The following is a 24,284-nucleotide window of genomic DNA, read 5'->3' as shown; positions in this document are numbered from 1 at the left end:
GGAGCATGTTATTTGTTTCAACGAGTGGATAAGTTATTAATTGATCTACCTAGAGTTGAATATGGCGATGCAAATGCTGCATCGGCAGTTCAAGAGTTACTCGGCGGGAAATTTGGGGAAATGTCGACATTAAATAACTATATGTATCAATCCTTTAATTTCCGTGGTAGAAAGAAATTAAAACCATTTTATGATTTAGTAGCAAGTATTACTGCCGAAGAGTTTGGTCATGTGGAACTTGTATCAAATACAATTAACTTGTTAAATAAAAATTCTTCTTTTACTGGTGATCCAAACAGTTCCCCTCTTCAAGATGCTATCGATAAACGAAATACGTATGCTTTTATAGCAAATGCTCAAACATCATTGGCAGGAGATTCTATGGGGAATCCTTGGAGAGGTGATTATGTATTTTCTAGTGGTAACTTAGTGTTAGATTTACTGCATAACTTCTTTTTAGAATGTGGTGCTAGGACACATAAAATGCGCGTCTATGAGATGACAGATCATCCGACAGCTCGAGAAATGATCGGCTATTTACTTGTGCGCGGAGGAACGCATGTTTTGGCATATGCAAAAGCGATTGAAATAGCAACAGGGGTAGATGTGACGAAAATGCTTCCAATTCCTAACCTCGACAACCGTGTTTTTGATACTGCAAGAAAGTATGAAGAGCAAGGGTATGGAAATGTATTATTTACGTGGAATAATGTAGGGGATTACAAGGATATAAATCAGATTTGGAAAGGTAACAATCCTATGAGTGGTGAGAAGCTAGTTGTGAAAGAAGGAAGTCCAAAAGGATATGATATTCCTGATTTAAGATCACTCCCGGAAGAATTTGCACCTGGAATAGGACCGGATGAATATGAAGCTATTGCTAAAAGACTAATGGCTAATATGTAAATCTACCACTAAAAAGACCAATTGCTCCGTGCAATTGGTCTTTTTAATGGGATAGGCCCAACGTTAGTTATTGATAACCTTGGAGGATAGCAATGACTGTGTTTCCTGTTCGTTGTATCCAAGTTCCGTGAGTATTTCTTTGTTATGCTGTCCAAGTAGAGGAGCGGGAGTTCTAAATTGACCTGGTGTTTCGGAAAACTTAGCTGGAAACCCTAGTGTTTTCATTGAACCTGCTAAAGGATGTTCGTAATCTACTATCATTTCTCTCGATAGAATATGTTCATCATTTAAAGCTTGATCGTAAGAATAGATGGGTCCAGAAGGTACGCCCGATGTATCTAGCAAGTCTAGCCAGTAGGAGGAGGGGTGTTTGCATAGAACCTTCTCAATCTCCATCTCGAGTTGGCTAGCGTTAGTTGCTCGAATACTATTTGTTAAAAAACGTTCATCTGTAAGCCATTGTGGTTTATGGACTACTTGTAAACAAAACTTTTCCCAGAGTTTTTGATTGCCTGCACCAATAAGGATAAAACCATCCTGTGTTTTAAATCCTTGATAGGGAGCAGAAACACGATGTGCTGTTCCATTTCTTTGAGGCACTTCACCTTTGCCGAAATATGCTGCGGCTTCCCACACAGTCCATGCAAGACCAGAATCTACAAGGGAGACATCAATATATTGACCAGTCCCTTTTTTAAGTCGATAAATATAGGCAGACAAAATAGATTGAATGGCCGTTTGAGCAGCAGCTATATCATGAATAGCGATTCCAACTTTGACAGGTTTCCCATTTTTTTCTCCGGTCATGTCAATCAGACCAGAAAGACCTTGCGCCATAATATCATAGCCGCCTTTGTCCTTATACGGGCCTGTTTGACCATAACCAGATATAGAACAATAAATCAAAGCGGGATTTAAAGCTTTCAGCGTGTCATAATCAATGCCGAGTTTTTTCGTAACTCCCGGTCGATAATTTTCTATAAAAACATCCGCTTCTTTAATAAGTTTATATAATACCTCAAGACCTTTATCTGTTTTTAAATTAAGGCATATTCCGCGTTTGTTCCGATTGACCATCATATACATATAGCTTTCTTCATTTATATAAGGACCCATACTTCGAGTGTCGTCCCCATTTGGGAATTTTTCCACTTTTATAACGTCTGCACCCATGTCAGCTAAAACCATGGTGCAATAGGGTCCAGCGAGAACTTGAGATAGATCAACTACTTTCATTCCATTTAATGCTTGTTCCATCACCAATCTACCACCTTATAAAATCCTTAATCCTTAAATAACTGTAGGTTTTGTACTTCTTCTAGATTCCGCGCACCACTCAAGGAGATAGAAACTCTAGTTTCTTGTAGGAAGTTTTCTAACACGCGTTCCACGCCTTCCTGTCCGCCACTGGCTAATCCCCATATTACTGGACGACCTATGCAAACTGCTGTTGCTCCAAGTGCTAAAGCTTTTACTGCATCAGAACCTCTTCTAATTCCACTATCAAATAAAATAGGGATTCGTCCATTAACTGCTTGAACTACTGCTGGAAGGGCATCGATACTCGCAATAACACCATCTAACTGGCGACCCCCATGATTAGAAACGATAATTCCATCTATTCCTTTTTCCACGGCAAGTTTAGCATCTTCCGGATGAAGTATTCCTTTTATTAGAATTGGTAGTGTTGTATGTTCACGTAACTCGGAAATATTCGTCCAGTTTAAAGTAGGATGGTATATATTTTCAATAATTTTATGGACAATAGTTTCTTGAGAATGATCGTTCAGTGCGGACATGAATACTGGATCAGACACATAATTACCTTGTCCGAAACCGCGTTTTAACGGAGAGTACTGATTGCGAATATCTTCCTCACGCCATCCAAGCATCGTCGTATCGACTGTAAGTACAATTGCTTTATAACCTGCAGCTTCTGCTCTTCTTACCATACTAAAGGAAACTTCCTTCTGTTGAGAGGACCAATATAATTGGAACCATTTTGAACTTCCCTTTGTTTCAGCGGCAATTTCTTCAATAGAATAACTAGACACGGTGCTTTGAATATATGGGAATTCCAATTTTGCCGCAGCTTTAGAAACCGCCAATTCGCCGTCTTCATGGGCTATTTTATTGACTCCAACAGGAGCTATAAAGAGGGGGTGGGGATATGTATGTCCAAGAATCGTTACTTCTGTATTTAAAGTAGACACATCCGTTAAAAAGCGGGGGATGATTGAGTACTTATAAAAGGAATCTGTATTTTTTCTGTAGGTTTCTTCTCCACCAGCAGAAGAACGAATATAACCAAACGGACCGGGTTCTAATGCTTGTTTTGCAGCAGCTTCCAATTCGGTAAAATTTATCGGGTAATGCTTACTTGCCTCGATACTTTTTAATAATAAATCATTCGTAGACATATCAAAGTTCACCTCTTATGCAAAATTTGGTTTTCTTTTTTCTAAAAACGCTTCAATGCCTTCTTTATAGTCATCAGAGCTGAAAGATTCTAAAATTAGCTTTTCAATTTCTTCTGTTTCTTCGTTGTCGCCATCAATAATTGCTTGAATTACTTGTTTTATCCCGTTGTTGGCAACAGAAGACTTACGAATAATTTGACGAGCGAATTCAAGACACTTTTCCTCAATTTCTCCCAATGGATAAATATAATCGACTAAGCCAATTTCTTTTCCTTCTTCGGCTGTTATTAGCTTAGCGGTATACAATAATTCCTTTGCTTTCGTAGGGCCGATAAGATTTACCAAGCGCTTCGTACTAACGAGATTATAAATAATGCCAATGTTTGCAGCGGTTATCCCAAGCTTGCTACCAGAAGAGGCGAATCGGAAGTCACAGGAATTTGCAAGTTCTAATCCCCCGCCTATAGCTAATGTTTTAATAAGGGCAATAGTAGGTTTAGGGAAACGATATAATTTCTCAATAGATTCAAGAGTTGCATCATTATAATCTTTTGCTTTTTGAGCAGAGAAACGATTTTCTAGAAACTCTGTTATATCTGCACCAGAAGAGAATGCAGTTTCATCTACTCCTTTAAGGATTAATAATTTAACTTTTGAATCCTTCTCCAGTTCAGTCAATAATTCACCTAGCTGTTTAAACATAGCCAGTGAGAATGAATTCTTCTTGTCTGATCTGTTAAAAACAACTGTTGCGATAGATTCACTGCGCTCCACATATAATAGATTTGTCATTCGTAACCCTCCTACTAGTCTTTTTTAATATTCGCTGCAATACGGTTTCCGATAGATTGAATACTTTGGACTAGGATGATTAAAATGACTACTGTTGCATACATAACATCTACTTCATAGCGCAAATGTCCGAAACGATATGCCAAGTCACCTAAACCACCTGCTCCGACCATTCCAGCCATTGCAGTAGCTCCAATCAAACTTACCGTTGAAATGGTTAACCCTAAAACGATAGAAGGGCGAGCTTCACGAAGTAAGACATTCCAAATGATGGCACCTGTACTAATACCCATTGCTGTATATGCCTCAATAACACCGTTCTCCACTTCAAGTAGGGCAGATTCCATTAGTCTAGCAATATATGGTGCTGTATAAATGACTAATGGCACGATAACTCCTTGCACACCAATAGTTGTTCCAACGATGAGTTTTGTAAATGGCAAGATGAAGAATAGTAAAATAATGAACGGGATAGAACGTACAATATTTATGATTAAATTAGTTAATTGATAAATAAACTTATTTGCCAATGCCTGACCAGGTCTAGTTAAAACGATTAAAATACCTAATGGAATCCCGATTAGTACAGAGAAGAAAAGGGAAATACTAACCATTTGAAATGTTTCTACAACAGATTCACCAATAATCGGTAGCCATTGCTCTACAAATTGATCTGTTCTACTCATGAGAATGTCCCTCCAATTCTTCCGTTGCTACACCCTGTGCTTCTAGATAGTGAATAGCGTTTTTCACTTGTTCTTTGTCGCCAATTAAGTGAACGACTATATTTCCGACGATGCCATTCTTCAATTCGATTATATTAGCAGTTAAAATGTTTGGCTGAACATTAAATTTTTGACTAACTTCTGCCAATAACGGTTTTCCAGTACTTTCCCCTACAAATGTTAAACGACTGACAGCGCCTGTAACATTCAACTGAGCAATCAATGAATTGGATAAATTCCGTTGGCTAATTGTATTTAAAAACTTTTTGGTAGTAGGGTGGGTAGGCTTCGTAAATAGATTAATAGCTGTATCCTGTTCCACGATAACTCCATTTTCCATGACATATACATGATCGCAAATTTTTTGAATGACATTCATTTCATGCGTGATTAAGAGTATAGTAATTCCTAATTCACGATTGATCTTTAGTAGCAAATCTAAGATGGAATCAGTTGTTTCTGGATCCAGTGCACTGGTTGCTTCATCACTAAGCAATACTTCAGGCTCCTGAGCAAGTGCGCGAGCGATAGCAACACGTTGCTTTTGTCCGCCTGATAACTGGTTAGGATAATTTGTATGCTTGTCAGTTAAACCAACTATGTCTAAATATTGCTCCACCCGTTTTTTTACCTCGTCTTTGTTATAGCCGAGTAGCTTTAGTGGAATGGCGATATTATCATAAACCGTTGCTGTTTTAAGTAGGTTAAATCCTTGAAAAATCATGCCAACTTTATTGCGAGTTTTACGCAATTTAGGGAGGGGTAAGGAAGTAAGTTCGACGCCGTTTATGAAAACTTTACCTTCTGTAGGTTTTTCCAGTAAATTTACACAACGTATTAGTGTGCTTTTTCCAGCACCACTATATCCTATAACACCGTGGATTTCTCCTTGATTTACCCGTATATTGACTTGTTTTACTGCCTTTACAGTTCCACTTTTACTATTAAACTCTTTCGAGACATTTTCTAATACAATCATTTCACGATCTTCCTTTCTTTTTAAAGAAAACGCTACCGAAGTCGGTAACGTTTATGACTCCATTATTCGTCCCAGCTAGGTAAAACTGAACCTTTAAACTCTTCTTCGATGAATTTTTTAACTTCTTCCGATTGATATGCTTTGATAAACTTTTGGATTGTCGGATCATCTTTGTTTTCTGCACGGACTACAATATAGTTCACGTAAGGAGAATTGGAAGATTCTAGTAATATGGAATCCTCTTTTGGACTAATACCTGCATCAAGTGCAAAGTTTGTATTGATGGCAGCTGCATCTACTTCACTCAGTTGTTTCGGGATTTGAGCAGCTTCTAGTTCAATAAATTCTAGGTTTTTTGGGTTTTCTTCAATGTCATAAATACTTGCTGATTCTCTTTTATCTTTTTTAATTTTGATAAAGCCATTTTCTTCTAAAATATATAATGCACGAGCGCCATTTGTTGGATCGTTTGGTAAACCAAAAGTTGCTCCATCTGGCAGGTCATCTATAGAATCATATTTGTCTGAATAGACACCCATTGGATTTAATATCGTTTTTCCTACAGGAACTAAATCTGTGCCATGGTCTTCGTTAAACGTATCTAGGAATGGCTCATGCTGATAGCTATTTGCATCTAAATCCTCTTCCGATAAGGCTGTATTAGGTAAAATATAGTCAGAGAAAACTTTAAGCTCAACTTCTAATCCGTCCTTAGCAGCCACTTTAGCAGCCACTTCTACAATTTGTTCATGTGGCCCAGCAGTTACACCAACTACTATTTTGTCCTCATTAATCGCTTTAGTTTCTGAAGTTGCATCATCTCCACAAGCTACAAGAGCTCCAGATAAAAGTACCGTTGACAATAAAAATCCAAATTTCTTCATTTTCCATTCCTCCAAATAATTATTCAGAACGTTGTATAAATATAAAAGCCTCTCTTTCAAAAGAAAGAGAGGCGCATACATACGTTAGTCCTCTCTTATCTATCAAAACAAATTGTTTTGCTGGATTTAGCACCTTTCCACATAGATTATTAGGTGGATGGTTGCCGAGCTTCATAGGGCCAGTCCCTCAGCTACTCTTGATAAGAGATATCAGCTATTAAGTTTTTCAACAGTTCATAAAATATAATTTACTACATCAACTTATTAAAGTCAACCTACTTTTTTTGTAGTTGCGTATAACATTCTAAATAGTATATGTTTAATAAAAATAAATAATTATACAAAAAGGGTGTGTAAGCGTTGTCAAAAGTAAGAGCAAAATTTGCAGTTGGTCAGCTAGGAAAGGTAGTAGGAGCGCGTTTAGTATATGGAACTGATTTGCTAGAAGGAATAGAGGAATTGTGTAAAGTGAATGGAATTAATTCTGCTACAATTCTTAGTTGTTTTGGAAGTTTTCAAAGAAGTGGATTTGTTTATTTGATACCAAACGAAGATTCACCCATAGGTGTAGGGTACAATAACCTCGTTGTCAAAGAGGGGCCAATCGAGTTTTTGCAGGGGACGGGAGTTGTCTGTCAAAGAGATGGACAGTTTGAAACACATTTCCATGGGACAATATGTGACCAATATGGCAATATTTTTGGTGGTCATTTTATGAAAGGGGAAAATCCTGTTATTACAGTAGATTTAGTGTTGGCAGAAACTATTGGTATGGATTTTCAGCGGAAGTTTGATGAAGAAACAGGTGCAAACCAGTTTTATCCGGTAGAAAAGAAAAAAGATAAACCTAATCAGCTTTAACATAATTAGAAAATGCCGCCTCATTTAATGGGCGGCATTTTTGTGAAAATAAATCGCTATGTTAAAAGTGTTACACTTAAACTAACGCAGCGGTTTAGTCGAATAAATAAAATTAGAAAAAAGCGGAACTTTAGTTTGTTTATATTCGTAAATTATTATTATGACACTTGAAAGGGGGATTTTTTATGTACAAAGTGAATGGTATAGAAGCTTATGAAGCACATAATCGAACTGAGTTATTAGCAGGTTTAGAGGCAAAATCTGAATATATCCTTATTAAAGGAGACTATTATAAAGAAGTAAGAAAGATTATGGATACTCATCTTCCAGAAAACGAAAGTATAGGAGTGGCATTAGGAAGTGCGGGTGTGTTATCAATTCTTATTTATGCAATAGATGCAGTAAGAAATTCATTCAGTAATGCAGATAAAATGGATAAAAAAATTGACAGAAAGTTAAATTCATTCATGGTTAAAAAAATTACGGATGATGGTTTACTATTGAGCTTAAAGCAGTTAGATTATTAGAACTTGCATACATAGAACTATTTTGGATAGTTCTATGTGAATAAATACACTTAAACAAACGGGTGTTTTAGTAAAAATATACACCAAAGTAAAATGAGCGTGGAGATATATTCCAGCTCATTTTTTTATGTGCATTTCAAATCAACCTTTGCCTTTAGCATAGCCAAATAAATTAAGCTTTCCGATCCTTGTAATTGCTTCTTTCAATCGGTCTTCATCCACTAACAATCCTACTCGAACATATCCTTCGCCGGATGACCCAAATCCATTACCAGCAGCAACCGCTACGTCAGCTTCTTGTAACATTAAATCTGCAAAAGCTTCACTCGTATAATTATCAGGGACTGGTAGCCAAGCAAAGAAGGATCCTTTCGGTGCAGTCACCTTCCATCCAATGCTAGTACAAGCTTCGACTAAAGCATTCCGTCTGCCTTCATATAGATCAACCAGTTCTTTTACACATGCTTGGCTACCGTTCAAAGCAACAGTTGCAGCATCTTGAACAGCAGGGAAGATACTAACAAATAAGTGGTCTTGAATAATATTAATAGCTTCAATGATTTTAGAGTTTCCAACTGCAAAACCAACGCGCCAACCAGCCATATTATAAGTTTTGGACAGTGTGTACATTTCGATACCAACGTCTTTTGCTCCATCAGCTTGTAAGAAGCTTACTGGCTTCACACCGTCAAAACCTATTCCTCCATATGCAAAATCATGAACAATAGCAATATCATTTTCTTTTGCCAATGTAACAGTTTCTTGGAAAAAGTCTAAATTAGCGATAGCGCCAGTAGGATTATTTGGATAATTTAAGTACATAAGTTTTGCTTGTTGTTTTTGTTGTTCTGTTAATGAGCTATAATCCGGCAGGAAATTATTTTCCCCCAGTAATGGCATAGTATTAAACTCGACATTTGCCAATCCTACTCCCGATAAATAATCAGGATAACCAGGGTCTGGAAGTAACATTAACTCATGCTCATTCATCAAAGCTAATGGGAGCTCTACTAACCCAATTTTCGTTCCAAATAAAATTGCCACTTCCGTTTCAGGGTCAATATCTACATTATATTCCCGTTTATAAAAATTGGATGCTGCTTTTTTAAAATCCCCCGTTCCACGAAAGGGACTATACTTATGATTTAGTGGATTAGCGGCCGCTTCTTGGACTGCTTGCACAATATGTGGGGGAGTGGGCTGATCAGGATTACCTTGTCCTAAATTAATCACATCTCGCCCCTCTAGAACTGCATCTCCCACTTTTTTGACAAGTGTAGCAAAGAACTGAGAAGGTAGATTGTTTAAACGGTTTGAAAATTCCATGTACAAAACCTCGTTTTCTAAAAAGTTGCATTTGTATTTTTATTCTAACAAAAATAAATAGCTTGTCTATGTATTGGTTGGTTTTTATAGTTATTGATTTTTAAAATGTGAATCTTTTTTCATGTTTAGACGTGTAGGACTGGACATCTTTTTCCTGTATTACATTTTTCCAACTAGCATGACGATAATTCCAACTAGAAAGCCCAAAATTCCAACTAAGTGTCCCAGAATTCCAACTAACCATCAAATTAGAGCTCCAAAAGATTGCCTTGATATCACTTACGCCCACTTTTTAAATAATTCCCTTCGTAATTCACAAAAAATCGATTAATGCGATACTAATAGCTACATAAAAAAGTATTACGGATGATTTTGCGTGTCTTGGCATAAGGTGTTGCCTACTAGGAATATATTAAGATAGGACTGCCAAAAGGATAGGATGGGTGCGATTAGACAGAGGTCGGTAACATCTGGCGGAATTGGATTTGGAGTAATATTAGCGATAGTTATCTCATGGACAGTTAACAAGTCGATACTGTGGGCGATTATTCATGGTTTCTTTGGATGGTTCTATGTACTATATTATCTGTTGCAATATTGACCTTCCAAGTACCCCAATAAAGCACTTAGGCACATAGTCTAGGTGTTTTATTAATACGACTCATCTTAGAAATAGTGGACTTTAAAATTAAACGTAAGTCCAGAATTGCACCCCATGCATAGTGCAATTCCATGGCAGATTACAATTTTCAAAAGAAGGGTGTTGTTATATGAAACGATTATTAATACTTCTTACACTAACCTTACTAGTAACAGCATGTGGATCCGTTAACGAGAATATTAAAGCAGAAATGCATGGCGATGTTGAGCAGGTGCTTACTACTATTGAAACCTCATTAGAAATGGACAGAGAGCCGACAAGCGAAGAATGGGAAACTTTTAATGAATACAAAGAAAAGTATGACTCAAAGCTAAGTGATGGAGAACTCAGTGATGATGAACGATTACTAGATACGTTGGTGGAAGGTCTCATTAGCAAAGTAGATAACAAACAATCTTTAGACTCTGCGGATAAAAGATTAAAAGGAGAGATAGAAGAAATACGGACTTTTATGGAGAAAGGAGAATATTAAATAAAGCAACGAATTCATTGTTTGATTTACAAGAATAGTTGCATTTATCCGTCAAATCTTATAACCTTTTAATAATTATGTCTTTAGGAGTGTCAAAATGAGAATTGCATGTGTTCAGTTAAATATAGCTTTTGGGGATCCGAAGGAAAACTTTAGAAAAGTAGAAGAAAAGGTGCGAAAAGCTGCGATGCTGAATGCAGAAATCGTTGTATTACCTGAAATGTGGAATACGGGTTATGATTTAACGAATCTTGAAGAAATAGCTGATGTAAACGGCGAAGATACTAAAAGTCTCCTCACGCGATTAGCTAAAGAATTACATATTCATATCATTGGCGGATCCGTTTCTACGAAAAGAGGTAATCATTTCTTTAATACGATGTATGTCGTGAATAATATTGGTGAGGTAATAGCCGAATATGATAAAGCACATTTGTTTAAATTAATGGATGAGCATCTTTATCTAGAGGCGGGAACAGACAAAAATATCTTTACGTTAAATGATGTCGATATGGGTGGCGTTATTTGTTATGATTTACGTTTTCCAGAGTGGTTCCGAACACATTCATTGGCTGGAGCTAAAGTTATATTTGTACCGGCACAGTGGCCAGCTGGAAGAATAGATCATTGGAAAATATTATTGCAGGCTCGTGCGATTGAAAATCAGTGTTTCATCGTAGCAGTAAATCGAGTTGGAGAAGATCTGAACAATTCGTTTAATGGAAACTCGATGGTAATTGCGCCGTGGGGTGAAGTTCTTTGGCTTGGAGCAGAAGAAGAAACAATCGGTCTAGTAGAAATTAACTTAGATGAAGTGGATGAAGTTAGAAAGAGGATCCCTGTTTTTCAGGATCGCAGAGTGGACATCTATTAATAGAATCTCGCTATCTGTATTGACGTACGGGTAGCTTTTTTGTATGGTTTTCTAAAGGGGGAGTTATGATGGTAGAAAAAATTCGCGCTATTCAAGATGAGTACCCAGAGGATTTTGCTTGGTGTTACGGTTGTGGAAGGATGAACAAAGATGGGCATCATTTCCGTACTGCCTGGGATGGGGAACAGACAGTAACTATATATGAACCGAAGGAAGAGCATATTGCTATACCTGGCTTTGTATACGGGGGTCTAATAGGGGCACTGGTAGACTGTCATGGAACTGGCTCTGCTTCACTCGCATTACATCGAAAAAATGGGTTTGAACCAGGAAGTGGAGAAACGCCGCCTCGTTTCGTAACTGGCTCACTTCATGTCGATTTCCTAAAGCCAACACCTCAAAATGTTACTCTTAAAGCAGTTGGCAAAGTAGAAGAAATTCATCCAAAGAAATTCAAGGTAATAACAGAAGTATTTGCGGGAGAAGAACTATGCGCTCGCGGTGAAGTTCTTGCTGTAGTGATGCCTAATACTTTTGGAAAACAATAGAATAATTATAAAACCTGCAACTAAAACAATACGTTTTTAGTGCAGGTTTTTTTGACATATTGAGTAATACTATAAGAAAGCGAAACTAAAAGAGATAGGAAAAATTTATGAAATAAGACATGAAAGTAACTTTCTCTTGTTATCCTAAAAGGCTCCTAGAAAACGAAAGAATCAGGATATGACGTTAAAGGACTGGCGATTTTTGCTTGGTTTTTTAATTTTCTGATTAAATTTTTTGGAATATGGGAATGGAATAGAAAGGAGGACGATTGAATGGATACGTTTTTATATTTTCTTTATACATTTTTATATACGGCATTATTGATATGGGGATTATATGGTATAAGAAAGCAAGAGTTGGCCAAATGGAGCAGTGTTATTTATATAGTTATACTCCCACTGATTTATGATAATTTGATACTAGCAACAGGCAAGTGGATTGGCGAAGGAGAATTATTGGAAAGCTTAAACTTCTCTCGTTTTTGCTTGCACGCTTTAATAACTCCACTACTTGTAATGTATTCAATAGGAACACTACGAGAAAGTGGAATTGAATGGGTAAAGAAAAAATGGTTAGTTATAGTAGGTATTATTTATACGATTGGTTTAATGGTTTTTGAATTTTCAGTAGAGGTTGTTGGATTGGAAATTGAAGTGGTGAAGGAGTATGGTGTCGTCAGCTATTCGAATGTGGAGGAAGCGACAGGCCCGCCAATTATGGTGTTATTAGTAACACTTATTCTTATTGTAGCGAGTGCAATCGTATGGAAAAAAACAAAATGGCCGATTTTCTTTATAGGTGCCATAGTTATGACTATTGGAAGTGCCTTACCTCTTAATATAGAAAGTGGAGCAGTGACGAATGCATTTGAGTTGTTTTTGATCTTTACATTAATATGGACTAAACGACGTTTGATATCAGGACTGCTACACGTTAAATAGCATCAGGATAAAAGGCATACTAGATTCTAGTATGCCTTAACAACCTAACTTTTTACAATTTGATCCACAGGAGGTGCAGTTTTTGGTTCTGGAACTTTTGTTAGAATGATAAAGCCAATAATGAATAGTATTACCAGACTAAATACTCCGTAGGAAGAGTTTCCTGTTACTTGTGCAGTAATAGCTACTAATAGCGGTCCCATAATAGAGGCAAATTTACCAAAGATATTATAAAATCCGAAAAACTCATTGGAATTTTCTTTTGGAACTATTTTACCGAAATAGGATCTACTAAGTGCTTGAATACCGCCTTGAGAAGTGGCGACAAGCATCGCTAAGATCCAGAAGTCAACTATAGTATCTAAGAAAAATGCATAACTACATACAATAATATAAACAATGATCCCCACATATAGCATTTTCTTTTCCGTAAATTTAGAAGCTAATTTCCCATATAAAAGTGCAAAAGGTCCAGCGACAACTTGGGTGGCAAATAGTACGATAAGTAAACTTGTTGCACTCAATCCTAAATCAGATCCATAGGCTGTAGACATGGAAATAATCGTACCCACTCCATCAATATAAAAAAAGTATGCTAGTAAAAACAAAAATACAGTGCGATATTGTCTAATTTCTTTGAAGGTGTTTCCTAATCGTTTAAAACTTTCAACGATTAAATTTCCTTCTTTCTCCACAAAATGAATTTGCTTCACATTTTTGAACATTGGGATAGAAAATATAACCCACCAGACCGCTGTTATTACAAATGCAATTCGACTAGCATTTGTCGACGAAATAGGGATAATTTCTCTCTGAGCCAATAAAATAATGACAATACTAAGTAAAAATGGAATAGTGGACCCAATATAACCAAGGCTATATCCACGTGAAGAGACTTTATGCATCCGTTCATTTGTTGTGACGTCAACAATAAAGCCGTCATAGAAGACGTTTGCTCCAGTTGCACCGAGTGCGGCAAGGGTATAAAAGATTAATAATAATAGCCAGTTATCAAAAGGCACAAATGCTAACATCGTAGTAAATGTAACTCCTAATACAAAGAAAAAAGTGAAAAATTTCTTTTTCATCCCACGATAATCTGCGATTGTTCCTAGAATTGGTCCTATCAATGCAAGTATAAAAGTAAAAATAGCAATTGTATATCCGAGATATGCTGTGGAATCTGCTGCATCAACCCCCCCTGCTGTTGCGGATGCTTTGTAAAAGATAGGGAAAACAGCTGTAGTAATAGTGATTGAATAGGCAGAAGAGCCCCAATCATAAAGAGACCAGCTATTCTCTTCTTTTGTGAATTTTTTCAATATATTCATCCCTTCAAGCCTTGTTATAAATTATTGTACATCAAATAAATAAAGGGGAGTATAAATAATTCAGAAAAATAACTTAAATTTACATTATTAATATTGAAGAGGAGAAATAAGGAATAAACTTTATATAAAGGAGTAGATTTTATGAAACCTATTAGTGAACAAAAAGCAATAATAGATATCGGTTCCAATTCTATACGTCTAGTAGTTTTTAGTTATAGCAGTAAAGAGGGGTTAGTAGAACATTATAATTATAAAACGGTAGCACGCTTAAGTATGCATATTGATACATTTGGAAATTTAAGTGAAGAAGGTATTCACCTTTTAATAGAAACATTATTTAATTTCAAAAAAATTTTAGATGATTTATCAGTAACCGATGTATTTGCTGCTGCTACTGCGGCTGTTAGGCAAGCGGAAAATCGTGAAACTATCATAACCAAGGTTAAACAACAAACAGACATAAAAGTAACTATAATATCTGCTAAAGAAGAAGCATATTATGGTTATTTAGCAGTAATACATTCTACTAGTATCCCCTCAGCTGTAACGATCGATATGGGTGGAGGAAGTACGGAAGTTACATACTTTGAAAACAAAGAAATGAAGTTTTCGCATAGTTTCCCATTTGGAGCAGTTTCATTAAAAAAGAGATTTATAACGAACGGTTTTATGACAACAGAGGAAAAAATATCCCTAATAGAATTTGTTAGAGAACAATTTCAATCGCTTGAATGGTTACATAATTTGCAAGTGCCAATCATTGCTATTGGGGGCAGCGCACGTAATATAGCACAAGTAGATCAGGAAAGAAAAAACAATTCTTTGCATGGAACTCACCAATACGAGTTAAGCACAGTGGATTTGCAGGAAATAAGTTATAAATTCACCCAATCGTCTTTAGAAGGGTTAAAGAAAATAGATGGCTTATCCAGTGATCGAGCGGATATTATTGTACCTGCTTTAGAAACTTTTCGCGTATTTATGGAAGTGGTACAAAGTATGGTCTTTATATATAGCAAAAAAGGACTGAGGGAAGGGGTAATTTACGCTCAGCTTATAAAATATTTTCCAGATGATTTTAACGTTAATAGTGTAACAAAAAATGCTGTTCGGCATGTGTTAGGGAAATTTCATGTTGATGAACATATATCACTTCATCTATATGAAATATTTTCTTCGATATATAACAAATTTGGACAATGGGGTTATATTACCCCAATGCAAAATGATGCGTTACTTCAATATGCCTACCAACTATTTCATATTGGAAAGGAAATTGATCAGGAGGCATCTAGTCAGCATACTTTTTATCTGTTAACTAATTTAACAATAGATGGGATTTCAAACAAGGATCGCTTGAAATTAGCCTTACTTGCATCGTACAAAAATAAAGATACCTTTAAACAATATATAGACCTCTATCCACATACTATTAATAGTACGGAAAGTAAGCAACTTCGAGATATTGGTGCATTAATCCGTTTTACGAAAGGGATGGACGTCCTTGGAAGATCTCATATAAAGAATGTTTCCATTAAAAGATCCATGGATAAAATTGAATTTATATTTTTAGTTGTTGGAAATAATATTTTAGAACAATACCAAGCTGAAAAACTGAAAAAACATATAGAGAAAATAGTTCATGTAGAAGTGGAGTTGAAGTTTTTAGACATGGAGGAAATTGAGTGATGACTAATAAGACTGTAGAAAAACATCCTTTTAATGACTATGCCTATTATAATAACAGAGAAATCAGCTGGCTAGCTTTTAACGAGCGAGTTCTCGAAGAAGCGGAAGATGAGTCGAATCCTCTTTTAGAGCGGATGAAGTTTTTGGCTATATTTAGTTCCAATTTAGATGAGTTTTTTATGGTTCGTGTAGCAGGATTACAAGATCAGGTTCGTGCAGGATTCAATAAACCTGAAAACAAAGCAGGGTTGACACCAAAAGAACAGTTAAATCGTATTGCATCTATTACAAAACAACTAGTCTCGAGGCAAATGAAAATCTATAAAGAACTAATTGAAAAACAACTCCCAAAGCAAGGGATTTCTTTAGTTAAATATAGTGAACTAACTACCGCTCAAAAGAAGGAACTGCAGAAATTATTTGAAGAAGAAATTTTTCCTGTTTTAACACCGATCGCGGTAGATGCATACCGTCCATTTCCTATATTGTTGAGTAAAACAATGAATATTTTAGTCATGATTGAAGACAATCAATATGATTTAGTGGAACAAAATAAGATTGCCATTGTACAAGTGCCGTCTGTTCTAAAGCGTTTTATCCAAGTTTCTACAGTTGATGGTTCATTTGTAGCTGTCCTGCTTGAAGATGTCATTATTGAACATATTTCCAAGCTTTTTCATGGGTACCATGTGAAGCATGCGAACCCTTTCAGAATAACACGTAATGCAGATTTAACTCTCCATGAAGAGGGGGCGCGAGATTTATTAATTGAGATAGAAAAAGAATTGAAAAAACGAAAGTGGGGCGCAGTTAGTCGATTAGAAGTAAAAGTAAGTGAAATAAAGCCTAAGTTATTAAATTACTTGCTGGACGAGCTAGAAATTCAACCAGAGGATGTCTATAAAGTAGATGGCCCATTAGATGTAACTTTTTTGTTTTCCTTCATTAAAATTTTTAAAGGGAAGCATATGCACTTATTCTATGAACCTTTTATACCACAACCACCACTAGACATAGCTAGTGATGAAGATGTTTTTGCGAAGGTTCAAAAACAAGATTTATTTTTTCATCATCCCTATGAATCTTTTCAGCCAATCATAGATTTCATCGAAAAGGCAGCTGACGATCCCTCCGTATTGGCTATCAAGCAAACTTTGTACCGTGTTAGTGGGAATTCTCCTGTAATTCTTGCATTAAAGCGTGCTGCAGAAAATGGAAAACAGGTGACTGTGTTAGTAGAGTTAAAAGCTCGTTTTGATGAAGAAAATAATGTGCAGTGGGCAAAGGAGTTAGAAAAAGCAGGGTGTCTCGTAATTTACGGCATGCATAATTTAAAAACGCATTCCAAAATAACATTAGTTGTTCGAAGAAGGAACAATAGAATTGAGCAATATGTCCATCTCGGTACAGGAAATTATAATGATCAAACTGCAAGAACATATACTGATATGGGAATTATTACGGCAAACAAAAAAATTGGTTCAGATGCCACCCAATTTTTTAATTTCCTCAGTGGATATACCGACAAACCTAACTATGATAAATTAGTCGTTTCACCATTTGATATTCGAGACAAATTCATTAGTTTAATAGATGAGGAGATAGAGTACCATAAGGCTTTTCATAATGGACATATAAAACTAAAGATGAATTCCCTTACTGATAAAGATTTAATATTAAAGTTATACGAAGCCTCTTCTGTTGGGGTGAAAATTGATTTAATAGTTAGGGGAACTTGTTGTTTGTTACCTAAAGTTCCAGGAGTTAGTGAGAATATAAATGTGACGAGTATAGTTGGAAGATTTTTAGAACATTCAAGAATTTACTGGTTTTATCGTAATGGAGCATCGCGATTATATCTATCCTCAGCTGATATGATGACTAGAAATATGGTAAAGCGCGTAGAGATATTATTTCCAGTATTATCTCCTTCTATTAAAAAGAGAGTAATGGAAATTTTAGATTTAGAATTACGAGACAACGTTAAAGCGCGAGTCCAAGATCAAAATGGAAAATATCACTATAAAGACAAAACGGAATGCGAAGTAGATAGTCAGCAGATCTTATTAGAAAAATCACGAAAGTATATACCAGAGGAATAGATAAAGGAGCTGAACCCATTGGTTCAGCTCCTTAAGTTACTTTTTATCCTCTTCTGAAACTACATAAGCAAGATCGTCATTTCCGAATAATTGAAGTACATCCAAAACAGTGCCTGTATCAATAATGGTTGAATTTTTCTCTGTAGTTTCCATTAGTTCTAGAATAACATTGTTGGAAGCTTGGTTGGGATATGCTCTATTATAAAGCTCTAAAGGATTAATATCATGATTTATACACCATTGGACATAAATTTGGATCATCATATTTTCATCTGCTTCATACTGTTCGATTACTTTGTTTTTCATGTCAAACCTCCTTATGAAAGAGAGTCAATTACCTGCCAAATATTCGAGGCTATTTCTTTTATTTCAAGTGACTGCGCTGTATTGTTCATCGTATTTGAAAAGCTATTTACTACTGTTTCCAAAAGAAACTTCCTAGTGTTATTACTTTTTAGTTCATCGATGATGAAGTTCATCAATTCAATTTCCTGTAGCTTCAATTTTTTCTCATTTGTTTCTTTAAATGTCTGGATTAATTGAATCACATGTTCTTTAGTAATCCGAACTTCATCATAAAAATGATTAAAAACAAACGTGTCAATAATAACTTCATCGGACTCCACTAAATCTCCCATTAGTGAATCCATACGGTTCATCACATAGTTAACTAGTTCGACAGTAGAAACTTCTTTAGATTTAACTGTCCAAGGATGCTGCATCTGTTGAATCATTCCTAATAACAAGATAGCGCTATCTACTGAGCATTTCCGTGATTTTGCCCCGTATACATCTACTATCCTTTTGGCTAACCATTTTACTTCTTCATAATGATTTTTTTTGATAATATCCCTTAGCTCTGAATCTTGTGAGTGGAAGATAACTAAAAAAATTGGTACTAAGTTTCGTTCTTTGTATACATCCATGCGGACTATTAATTGCTGTATTAATATGTCTTTGTTAGTGATATCTTGATGTATCAATAATTCTCTACGCTTCAGATCCGTTTCTTCCTTTGCGTTGTCAATTATAGAAATGATACATTCGTTCTTTGACGAAAAATAATTATAAAATGTACCTTTTGATATTTTACTTTCATTTATTATATCTTGGACAGAAGTGGCGGCGAAGCCATTTTTTATAAATAATTTTTGAGCAGTCAATAATACTTGATGCTTTCTATTTTTCATATTTACACACCTTTTATACTACAAGTCTAGTATCATAATACAAAACAAACACTATTAAATCAACAAATTTAAGATATAAGCGTTTTTTGCGATTGCATTTTTTGGACTAAGGGTATAAAATGTTCAAAGTAGTATACAACTAGTGGGAAATACGCACAAAATTTTAGGAGGATAAATAAGAATGAACGAAACGCAACAAAAACCCCCATATGCCATGATTGCAATCCTATTTGTAGGAGCATTCATAGCTTTTTTAAATAATACGTTATTAAACGTAGCTTTACCTACTATTATGGTTGAATTTGATGTTAAAGCGTCAGTTGTTCAATGGCTTACTACGGGATACATGCTTATCAATGGTATTTTAATACCTGCGAGTGCGTATTTTGTAACTAAGTTCTCGAACAGAAAGTTATTTATTACCGCAATGACCTTATTTTCATTGGGTACATTTTTGGCGGCTATTGCACCAGAGTTTTGGGTCCTTATATTAGCTCGTATGATTCAAGCGGCAGGATCAGCAGTAATGATGCCTTTGTTAATGAATGTTATGTTGACTGCATTCCCTATTGAACGAAGAGGGACAGCAATGGGATTATTTGGTCTAGTAATGATTATGGCTCCAGCAATTGGACCAACATTATCAGGTTTCATCATTGAACATTACACTTGGAGAGTATTGTTCGAGTTAATCTTACCATTGGCTGTTATCGTATTGATATTTGCGATTTTCAAGTTAAAAAATATTACTCCGAACAAAGATATGAAACTAGATATTTTATCACTAGGTTTATCTTCAATCGGTTTTGGCGGTCTATTATATGGATTTAGTTCTGCAGGAGATAAAGGATGGGATGCACCGATTGTATATAGTACAATCGCAATCGGAGTAATTGCTCTTGTAATTTTTGTCCTAAGACAATTAAAACTAGATGAACCATTATTAAATTTACGTATTTATAAATATCCAATGTTTGCATTATCGTCTGTCATTTCAGTAGTTGTTTCAGCTGCAATGTTCTCAGGTATGATATTAACACCTTTGTATGTACAAACAATTCGCGGTATTTCACCACTAGATTCTGGTTTGTTAATGCTTCCAGGAGCATTGGCAATGGGGTTAATGTCACCAGTAACAGGAAAGTTGTTTGATAAATACGGTGCTCGTTCGTTAGCGGTCATCGGTTTAATAATTACAACGATTGCAACATATATGATGAGTAATTTAGCTGCAGATTCGGATTATTATTACATCATGGCAGTTTATACAATCCGTATGTTAGGTATGTCCATGGTAATGATGCCTATTATGACAAATGGTCTAAATCAATTACCGATGAAGATGAATCCTCATGGAACTGCAGTGAACAACACGTTACAGCAAGTTTCAGGAGCTATAGGTTCTGCAATATTCATCACGATTATGAATGCTAGAATGGAATCAAAAGGTGCAAGTTTATTCGAAGAAGCAGCGAAAGCTGGAAATGTGCCGACTGCTACAGATGCTTTGGCGCAGTTTAAAATGCAACTTGGTGCTCAAGCAATGTTAGAAGGGATCAATTTCACTTTCTTCATCGCTACTCTTGTAACAGTTGTAGCATTAGTGTTATCACTATTTGTCAAACGAGTAGATATATCTAAAAAATAAACAAATGAAGCATAAATTTTAAAGAGGAGGGGACAAAACTCTTCTCAAAAAAAGAAAGTCCTGAGAATTTTACGATTAGTAAAGTTTTCAGGGCTTTCTATTTAAATTTAGCTATAGTTGTTGTTTTCGATATGGCAGACGCTGTCCGGCCGATCATCCACGTATAATGCTTAAAATTATCTTATGTGGTGACATGTAATCCGAATTCTCTGGTCGCAAAATAGAAGACCAATGTTTATTTTATTAATTTGATGATAATATAGCAATATTTATCAAATATTCTTTCTTTTTATTCGTTATGATTATCTTGAGGTGAGTGAGTTGTATTACAGTGAAATAACGCGAAAGACAGTCTCTTATATAGAGAGTAATCTGACGGAAGATATTAATCTAAATAGTTTCACTTCCGTTATTGGTTATTCAAAATATCATTTATCCAGGTTATTTAAAAAAGATACAGGGAAGTCAATTGTGGAATATATACGTCTACGCCGATTAGCTTTGGCTGCGACACTTCTGTTAGAAACGGAAGAATCAATTTTAACAATTGGTTTTTTATTTCGCTTTCAATCTCAAGAGGCTTTTTCAAGAGCGTTTAAAGAAGTGTACAGCTTGCCTCCAGGAAAGTATCGCCAGTTGATGAGAGCTGTACGAATAATAAAGGAGGAGAATGATTTGAACAATCAGGAACAGATTAATGGCTGGAACTTAAGTGGTTCTTATACTGAGCTATATGATTTAACGGTAGATGATAAGGTATTTCACACAGGGACAAAGTCGGGATTGCTTTTTGCTAAGGGTGAGGCAAATGAACAACAATTTGGGACAATGATGCAAGGGTTTCAGGCAGAAAATTACAAGAATAAAAGAATAAAAATGTCATGCTTCTTAAAAACTGAACAAGTGACCAAATGTGGTGCTTGGCTTCGTATTGACAATGTTTCTGGTGATACACTTCAATTTGACAATATGGATAGTCGCTCTATTCATGGGACTACAGACTGGAATCACTATTCTATTGTTTTAGATGTTCCAGAAGAAAGTGCTTCCATTTACTTTGGCGTTTTACTTGTTGGTAAAGGAAAAGTGTGGGCAGATGGTTTTCGTTTTGAAGAAGTCAATGAGAAAGTAGATTCGACAAATATGCTTTTCCAAGATAACTTACCGAAACAACCACTTAATCTAGATTTTAGTGAGTAATCACTGCCTACTTTTCTCCTTCATCTATAACGTACTAGGAATAAAACAGAAAAAAGAGCTTGTATAGCACAAGCTCTTTTTTACAAATCAAGTAATATTTTAGTTGTTTTGATTAATTTCCTCTGTTAATGATTCCAATTCGTCAATCAAGGAACCTATATAAGCGATCGTATCTTTTAACGGCTTATCTGTCGTAATATCCACACCCGCCATTTGCGCTAGCTCTACAGGTGATTTAGTGCCTCCAGCCTTCAATACTTCCGTCCATTCGTCTACAGCAGTTTGTCCTTCTTCTAATATTCGTTTGGATACTTGAGTGGAGATAGTTAACCCGGCGCTATATGTGTACGGATACAATCCCATATAGTAATGAGGTTGGCGCATCCACGTAAGCTCAGCACCTTCTGTAATTTCTACTGCATCACCCCAGAATTCTTCTAAAACGCTACGTTTATAATCATTAAGAATTTGTGCATTTACATTTAAACCTTGATCGATTCGGTCATACACTTTACGTTGATATGCTGCCTCCAATAAATGAGTTACAAAATTATGATAGTACGTACGAGCTACTATAGAAGAAATTACCCAACGTTTAAATTTAGGGTCATCCGAATTTTTTAGTAAATGGTTGGCCACTAGCATTTCATTCATCGTGGAAGGAGCTTCAATGAAATATAGTGATGGGCGAGCGTTAAAGATATTCTGCTCTTTGTTTGCATAATAGAAATGCCCAGCATGACCTAATTCATGCGCTAGAACAAATACTTCATTCATCCGACTAGACCATGAAATTAGAATATATGGATGACTGCCGTAGGGGCTAGAGCAAAATGCACCAGTTGATTTCCCAGCATTTTGAGGGAAATCTATCCAACGTTCTACGTATGCACGATTGACCATTTCAATATATTCTTCCCCCATAACAGATAGTGCATCATCAATATAGTTTTTGGATTCCTCAACGGATATTTTGGGCTCATATGTGGGATCAAGAGATATTTTTAAATCCGCAAAAGTCATTTTTTCTAGTCCATGTTCTTTTTGAAGCAATTTCGCATATTTTCTCATATGAGGTGCGAGTTCCTTCGTGATTAAATCAATTTGTCTATTATATAAAGAGCGGTCAACATCCTGGTTAAATAACAAGTAATCATAAACAGAATCATAGCCTCGTAGATCTGATGTTGTTTTCTCCATTTGCAAATGCATATCATACGTTTTAGCGGTAGTATGTTGGTATTCTTTTAATTTTTTAGAAAAAGATTCGAATGCCGCTCGTCTTTTTTCTGTGTCTGCTTCTCCTTCCCAGTCATTCTCAAATGACACATAGCTAAGGGGATACTCTTGACCATTCACCTCAAAATTATCAAACGCAATATCAAGCATTTTGGTAGTATCGTATAACTTATAAGGTGCTCCAAATGAAGCGGAGAAAGCAGCGAGTGTTTTTTCAACCTCAGGATGAAGTTGATATTTTTTCTTTGCTAGTAACTTATCTAAATAAATTTGGTGAGCTGGAGATTTTGATATAGCTTCTTTAATGATTGCTTCCGGTAGTTCTACTAGTTCACTATTTAAGAAAGATAATTGACTGCTTACCTTTGCGGAAAGTGAACCGAATTTACTTGCTCTCATTTGTGCGTCGGTATTTGTTTGATCTGTACTTAACGAAAGACTAGCAAATGCTCCCGCAGGTACTATTTTCTCATATAGTTTCGTATATTCTATAAGTGCATCCACAACATCTGTAGCATTTTGGATGTTCCCGTGATAACGATTATTGAACTCCAATGCATTTTGTTCTATCTCTTTTAATGCTCCTGAAAAGTCATTTTCGGTCTGAAATAAATCATTTAAATTCCAAGTTTCTTCTGTCTTTACTTCGTCTCGCTTAGGCATATGGTTTACCATTTTATCTCTCCTCATTATTACGGATTTCGAACTATTAATAGTATATATATAATTAATTGAAAAGTAAAAACATATATTTTATTCAATTTATACCATAAAATGTATGTAATATTAGTATAAATAATAAAATATATCGCTTAATCTATCCTTGAAAAAATATTTTTAAGGAAAATATTAGAATGATAGAACAAGGAAATTGACCTATAAAACGTTATTTTATAAGGACTTAACGACTGCTTAAAATAATTATACTAATCTAATATTGTTAATTTTCTAAAAATGAAGAAAAATTA

Annotated in this window: 23 protein-coding genes and 1 riboswitch; of the genes, 11 read left to right on the top strand and 12 right to left on the bottom strand. The window is 35.6% G+C overall.

Going from position 1 to position 24,284, the window contains the following annotated elements; genetic code table 11:
• The first annotated feature begins 12 nt into the window (after positions 1-12).
• Complete coding sequence (locus BM260_RS02095; RefSeq protein WP_093534522.1) at positions 13-906, top strand: manganese catalase family protein; 894 nt, start codon at positions 13-15, stop codon at positions 904-906.
• 63 nt (positions 907-969) lie between these two features.
• Here the strand turns inward: BM260_RS02095 and BM260_RS02090 are convergent, their stop codons facing one another.
• From BM260_RS02090 to BM260_RS02065, 6 genes are all read right to left on the bottom strand, one after another.
• Positions 970-2,163: a CaiB/BaiF CoA transferase family protein gene (locus BM260_RS02090; protein WP_093535684.1), complete on the bottom strand. Its 1,194-nt coding sequence runs from the start codon at positions 2,161-2,163 to the stop codon at positions 970-972.
• A gap of 26 nt (positions 2,164-2,189) precedes the next feature.
• Positions 2,190-3,326: an alpha-hydroxy-acid oxidizing protein gene (locus BM260_RS02085; protein WP_093534520.1), complete on the bottom strand. Its 1,137-nt coding sequence runs from the start codon at positions 3,324-3,326 to the stop codon at positions 2,190-2,192.
• Positions 3,327-3,341: 15 nt separating this feature from the next.
• Positions 3,342-4,118, bottom strand: a complete 777-nt coding sequence (locus BM260_RS02080) for an enoyl-CoA hydratase/isomerase family protein (RefSeq protein ID WP_093534518.1) — start codon at positions 4,116-4,118, stop codon at positions 3,342-3,344.
• A gap of 14 nt (positions 4,119-4,132) precedes the next feature.
• Complete coding sequence (locus BM260_RS02075; protein WP_093534516.1) at positions 4,133-4,804, bottom strand: methionine ABC transporter permease; 672 nt, start codon at positions 4,802-4,804, stop codon at positions 4,133-4,135.
• Positions 4,797-5,822, bottom strand: a complete 1,026-nt coding sequence (locus BM260_RS02070; RefSeq protein ID WP_093534514.1) for a methionine ABC transporter ATP-binding protein — start codon at positions 5,820-5,822, stop codon at positions 4,797-4,799. Before BM260_RS02070 ends, BM260_RS02075 begins: the two co-directional genes overlap by 8 nt.
• A 62-nt stretch (positions 5,823-5,884) precedes the next feature.
• Entirely contained in the window at positions 5,885-6,706 is an 822-nt protein-coding gene (locus BM260_RS02065) for a MetQ/NlpA family ABC transporter substrate-binding protein (RefSeq protein ID WP_093534512.1), read from the bottom strand.
• Between the two features lie 92 nt (positions 6,707-6,798).
• A riboswitch (SAM riboswitch) is annotated at positions 6,799-6,913 on the bottom strand.
• A gap of 153 nt (positions 6,914-7,066) precedes the next feature.
• Between BM260_RS02065 and BM260_RS02060 the strand changes: the two genes are divergently transcribed.
• Together BM260_RS02060 and BM260_RS02055 are read left to right on the top strand one after the other, a co-directional pair.
• Complete coding sequence (locus BM260_RS02060; RefSeq protein ID WP_093534510.1) at positions 7,067-7,567, top strand: PPC domain-containing DNA-binding protein; 501 nt, start codon at positions 7,067-7,069, stop codon at positions 7,565-7,567.
• 185 nt (positions 7,568-7,752) lie between these two features.
• Positions 7,753-8,094, top strand: a complete 342-nt coding sequence (locus tag BM260_RS02055) for a hypothetical protein (protein WP_093534508.1) — start codon at positions 7,753-7,755, stop codon at positions 8,092-8,094.
• A 141-nt stretch (positions 8,095-8,235) separates the two neighbouring features.
• On the opposite strand, the gene BM260_RS02050 is transcribed toward BM260_RS02055, so the two are convergent.
• Together BM260_RS02050 and BM260_RS18330 are read right to left on the bottom strand one after the other, a co-directional pair.
• The gene (locus tag BM260_RS02050) at positions 8,236-9,420 is read right to left on the bottom strand and encodes a pyridoxal phosphate-dependent aminotransferase (RefSeq protein WP_093534506.1); all 1,185 of its coding nucleotides are present in this window, start codon (positions 9,418-9,420) and stop codon (positions 8,236-8,238) included.
• A gap of 100 nt (positions 9,421-9,520) precedes the next feature.
• Positions 9,521-9,664 carry a hypothetical protein gene (locus BM260_RS18330; protein ID WP_175496160.1) on the bottom strand — a complete coding sequence of 48 codons (144 nt, stop codon included), beginning with the start codon at positions 9,662-9,664 and terminating at the stop codon, positions 9,521-9,523.
• A 526-nt stretch (positions 9,665-10,190) separates the two neighbouring features.
• On the opposite strand from BM260_RS18330, the gene BM260_RS02045 reads away from it, so the two are divergent.
• From BM260_RS02045 to BM260_RS02030, 4 genes are all read left to right on the top strand, one after another.
• Positions 10,191-10,553 carry a hypothetical protein gene (locus BM260_RS02045; protein WP_093534504.1) on the top strand — a complete coding sequence of 121 codons (363 nt, stop codon included), beginning with the start codon at positions 10,191-10,193 and terminating at the stop codon, positions 10,551-10,553.
• A 97-nt stretch (positions 10,554-10,650) separates the two neighbouring features.
• Entirely contained in the window at positions 10,651-11,427 is a 777-nt protein-coding gene (locus tag BM260_RS02040; protein ID WP_093534502.1) for a carbon-nitrogen family hydrolase, read from the top strand.
• A gap of 65 nt (positions 11,428-11,492) precedes the next feature.
• Positions 11,493-11,975, top strand: a complete 483-nt coding sequence (locus BM260_RS02035) for a PaaI family thioesterase (RefSeq protein WP_093534500.1) — start codon at positions 11,493-11,495, stop codon at positions 11,973-11,975.
• A 273-nt stretch (positions 11,976-12,248) separates the two neighbouring features.
• Positions 12,249-12,917, top strand: coding sequence for a hypothetical protein (locus BM260_RS02030; RefSeq protein WP_093534498.1), 669 nt, complete (start codon positions 12,249-12,251; stop codon positions 12,915-12,917).
• Between the two features lie 44 nt (positions 12,918-12,961).
• Here the strand turns inward: BM260_RS02030 and BM260_RS02025 are convergent, their stop codons facing one another.
• On the bottom strand, positions 12,962-14,242 hold the full coding sequence (locus BM260_RS02025; protein WP_245762634.1) for an MFS transporter: 1,281 nt from the start codon (positions 14,240-14,242) through the stop codon (positions 12,962-12,964).
• Between the two features lie 147 nt (positions 14,243-14,389).
• On the opposite strand from BM260_RS02025, the gene BM260_RS02020 reads away from it, so the two are divergent.
• Together BM260_RS02020 and BM260_RS02015 are read left to right on the top strand one after the other, a co-directional pair.
• Complete coding sequence (locus BM260_RS02020) at positions 14,390-15,937, top strand: Ppx/GppA family phosphatase (protein WP_093534494.1); 1,548 nt, start codon at positions 14,390-14,392, stop codon at positions 15,935-15,937.
• Positions 15,937-18,039, top strand: coding sequence for an RNA degradosome polyphosphate kinase (locus BM260_RS02015; protein ID WP_093534492.1), 2,103 nt, complete (start codon positions 15,937-15,939; stop codon positions 18,037-18,039). Before BM260_RS02020 ends, BM260_RS02015 begins: the two co-directional genes overlap by 1 nt.
• A gap of 36 nt (positions 18,040-18,075) precedes the next feature.
• Here BM260_RS02015 and BM260_RS02010 read toward each other — a convergent pair whose 3' ends face one another.
• Together BM260_RS02010 and BM260_RS02005 are read right to left on the bottom strand one after the other, a co-directional pair.
• Complete coding sequence (locus BM260_RS02010; protein WP_093534490.1) at positions 18,076-18,345, bottom strand: hypothetical protein; 270 nt, start codon at positions 18,343-18,345, stop codon at positions 18,076-18,078.
• A gap of 11 nt (positions 18,346-18,356) precedes the next feature.
• Complete coding sequence (locus BM260_RS02005; protein WP_093534488.1) at positions 18,357-19,229, bottom strand: TetR/AcrR family transcriptional regulator; 873 nt, start codon at positions 19,227-19,229, stop codon at positions 18,357-18,359.
• Between the two features lie 181 nt (positions 19,230-19,410).
• Between BM260_RS02005 and BM260_RS02000 the strand changes: the two genes are divergently transcribed.
• Together BM260_RS02000 and BM260_RS01995 are read left to right on the top strand one after the other, a co-directional pair.
• On the top strand, positions 19,411-20,877 hold the full coding sequence (locus BM260_RS02000) for a DHA2 family efflux MFS transporter permease subunit (protein ID WP_093534486.1): 1,467 nt from the start codon (positions 19,411-19,413) through the stop codon (positions 20,875-20,877).
• Positions 20,878-21,198: 321 nt separating this feature from the next.
• A complete protein-coding gene (locus BM260_RS01995; protein WP_093534484.1) occupies positions 21,199-22,077 on the top strand; it encodes a helix-turn-helix domain-containing protein in 879 nt (292 codons plus the stop codon).
• Between the two features lie 99 nt (positions 22,078-22,176).
• On the opposite strand, the gene pepF is transcribed toward BM260_RS01995, so the two are convergent.
• Positions 22,177-23,991: an oligoendopeptidase F gene (gene pepF, locus BM260_RS01990; RefSeq protein WP_093534482.1), complete on the bottom strand. Its 1,815-nt coding sequence runs from the start codon at positions 23,989-23,991 to the stop codon at positions 22,177-22,179.
• Between the last annotated feature and the right edge of the window lie 293 nt (positions 23,992-24,284).

This window comes from Psychrobacillus psychrotolerans (genome assembly GCF_900115805.1).
In the GTDB taxonomy this organism is placed as follows: Bacteria; Bacillota; Bacilli; order Bacillales_A; family Planococcaceae; genus Psychrobacillus; species Psychrobacillus psychrotolerans.
This window is presented reverse-complemented; position numbering and strand designations above follow the sequence as displayed.

Bases quoted from the DNA above. Each gene is read 5' to 3' on its own strand.
- BM260_RS02045 (WP_093534504.1), top strand. From the start codon at position 10,191: ATGAAACGATTATTAATACTTCTTACACTAACCTTACTAGTAACAGCA.
- BM260_RS02000 (WP_093534486.1), top strand. From the start codon at position 19,411: ATGAACGAAACGCAACAAAAACCCCCATATGCCATGATTGCAATCCTA.
- BM260_RS02015 (WP_093534492.1), top strand. From the start codon at position 15,937: ATGACTAATAAGACTGTAGAAAAACATCCTTTTAATGACTATGCCTAT.
- BM260_RS02005 (WP_093534488.1), bottom strand. From the start codon at position 19,229: ATGAAAAATAGAAAGCATCAAGTATTATTGACTGCTCAAAAATTATTT.
- BM260_RS02090 (WP_093535684.1), bottom strand. From the start codon at position 2,163: ATGGAACAAGCATTAAATGGAATGAAAGTAGTTGATCTATCTCAAGTT.
- BM260_RS02035 (WP_093534500.1), top strand. From the start codon at position 11,493: ATGATGGTAGAAAAAATTCGCGCTATTCAAGATGAGTACCCAGAGGAT.
- BM260_RS02065 (WP_093534512.1), bottom strand. From the start codon at position 6,706: ATGAAGAAATTTGGATTTTTATTGTCAACGGTACTTTTATCTGGAGCT.
- BM260_RS02020 (WP_093534494.1), top strand. From the start codon at position 14,390: ATGAAACCTATTAGTGAACAAAAAGCAATAATAGATATCGGTTCCAAT.
- BM260_RS02010 (WP_093534490.1), bottom strand. From the start codon at position 18,345: ATGAAAAACAAAGTAATCGAACAGTATGAAGCAGATGAAAATATGATG.
- pepF (WP_093534482.1), bottom strand. From the start codon at position 23,991: ATGGTAAACCATATGCCTAAGCGAGACGAAGTAAAGACAGAAGAAACT.
- BM260_RS02075 (WP_093534516.1), bottom strand. From the start codon at position 4,804: ATGAGTAGAACAGATCAATTTGTAGAGCAATGGCTACCGATTATTGGT.
- BM260_RS02085 (WP_093534520.1), bottom strand. From the start codon at position 3,326: ATGTCTACGAATGATTTATTATTAAAAAGTATCGAGGCAAGTAAGCAT.
- BM260_RS18330 (WP_175496160.1), bottom strand. From the start codon at position 9,664: ATGGTTAGTTGGAATTCTGGGACACTTAGTTGGAATTTTGGGCTTTCT.
- BM260_RS02080 (WP_093534518.1), bottom strand. From the start codon at position 4,118: ATGACAAATCTATTATATGTGGAGCGCAGTGAATCTATCGCAACAGTT.
- BM260_RS02050 (WP_093534506.1), bottom strand. From the start codon at position 9,420: ATGGAATTTTCAAACCGTTTAAACAATCTACCTTCTCAGTTCTTTGCT.
- BM260_RS02055 (WP_093534508.1), top strand. From the start codon at position 7,753: ATGTACAAAGTGAATGGTATAGAAGCTTATGAAGCACATAATCGAACT.
- BM260_RS02040 (WP_093534502.1), top strand. From the start codon at position 10,651: ATGAGAATTGCATGTGTTCAGTTAAATATAGCTTTTGGGGATCCGAAG.
- BM260_RS02070 (WP_093534514.1), bottom strand. From the start codon at position 5,822: ATGATTGTATTAGAAAATGTCTCGAAAGAGTTTAATAGTAAAAGTGGA.
- BM260_RS02030 (WP_093534498.1), top strand. From the start codon at position 12,249: ATGGATACGTTTTTATATTTTCTTTATACATTTTTATATACGGCATTA.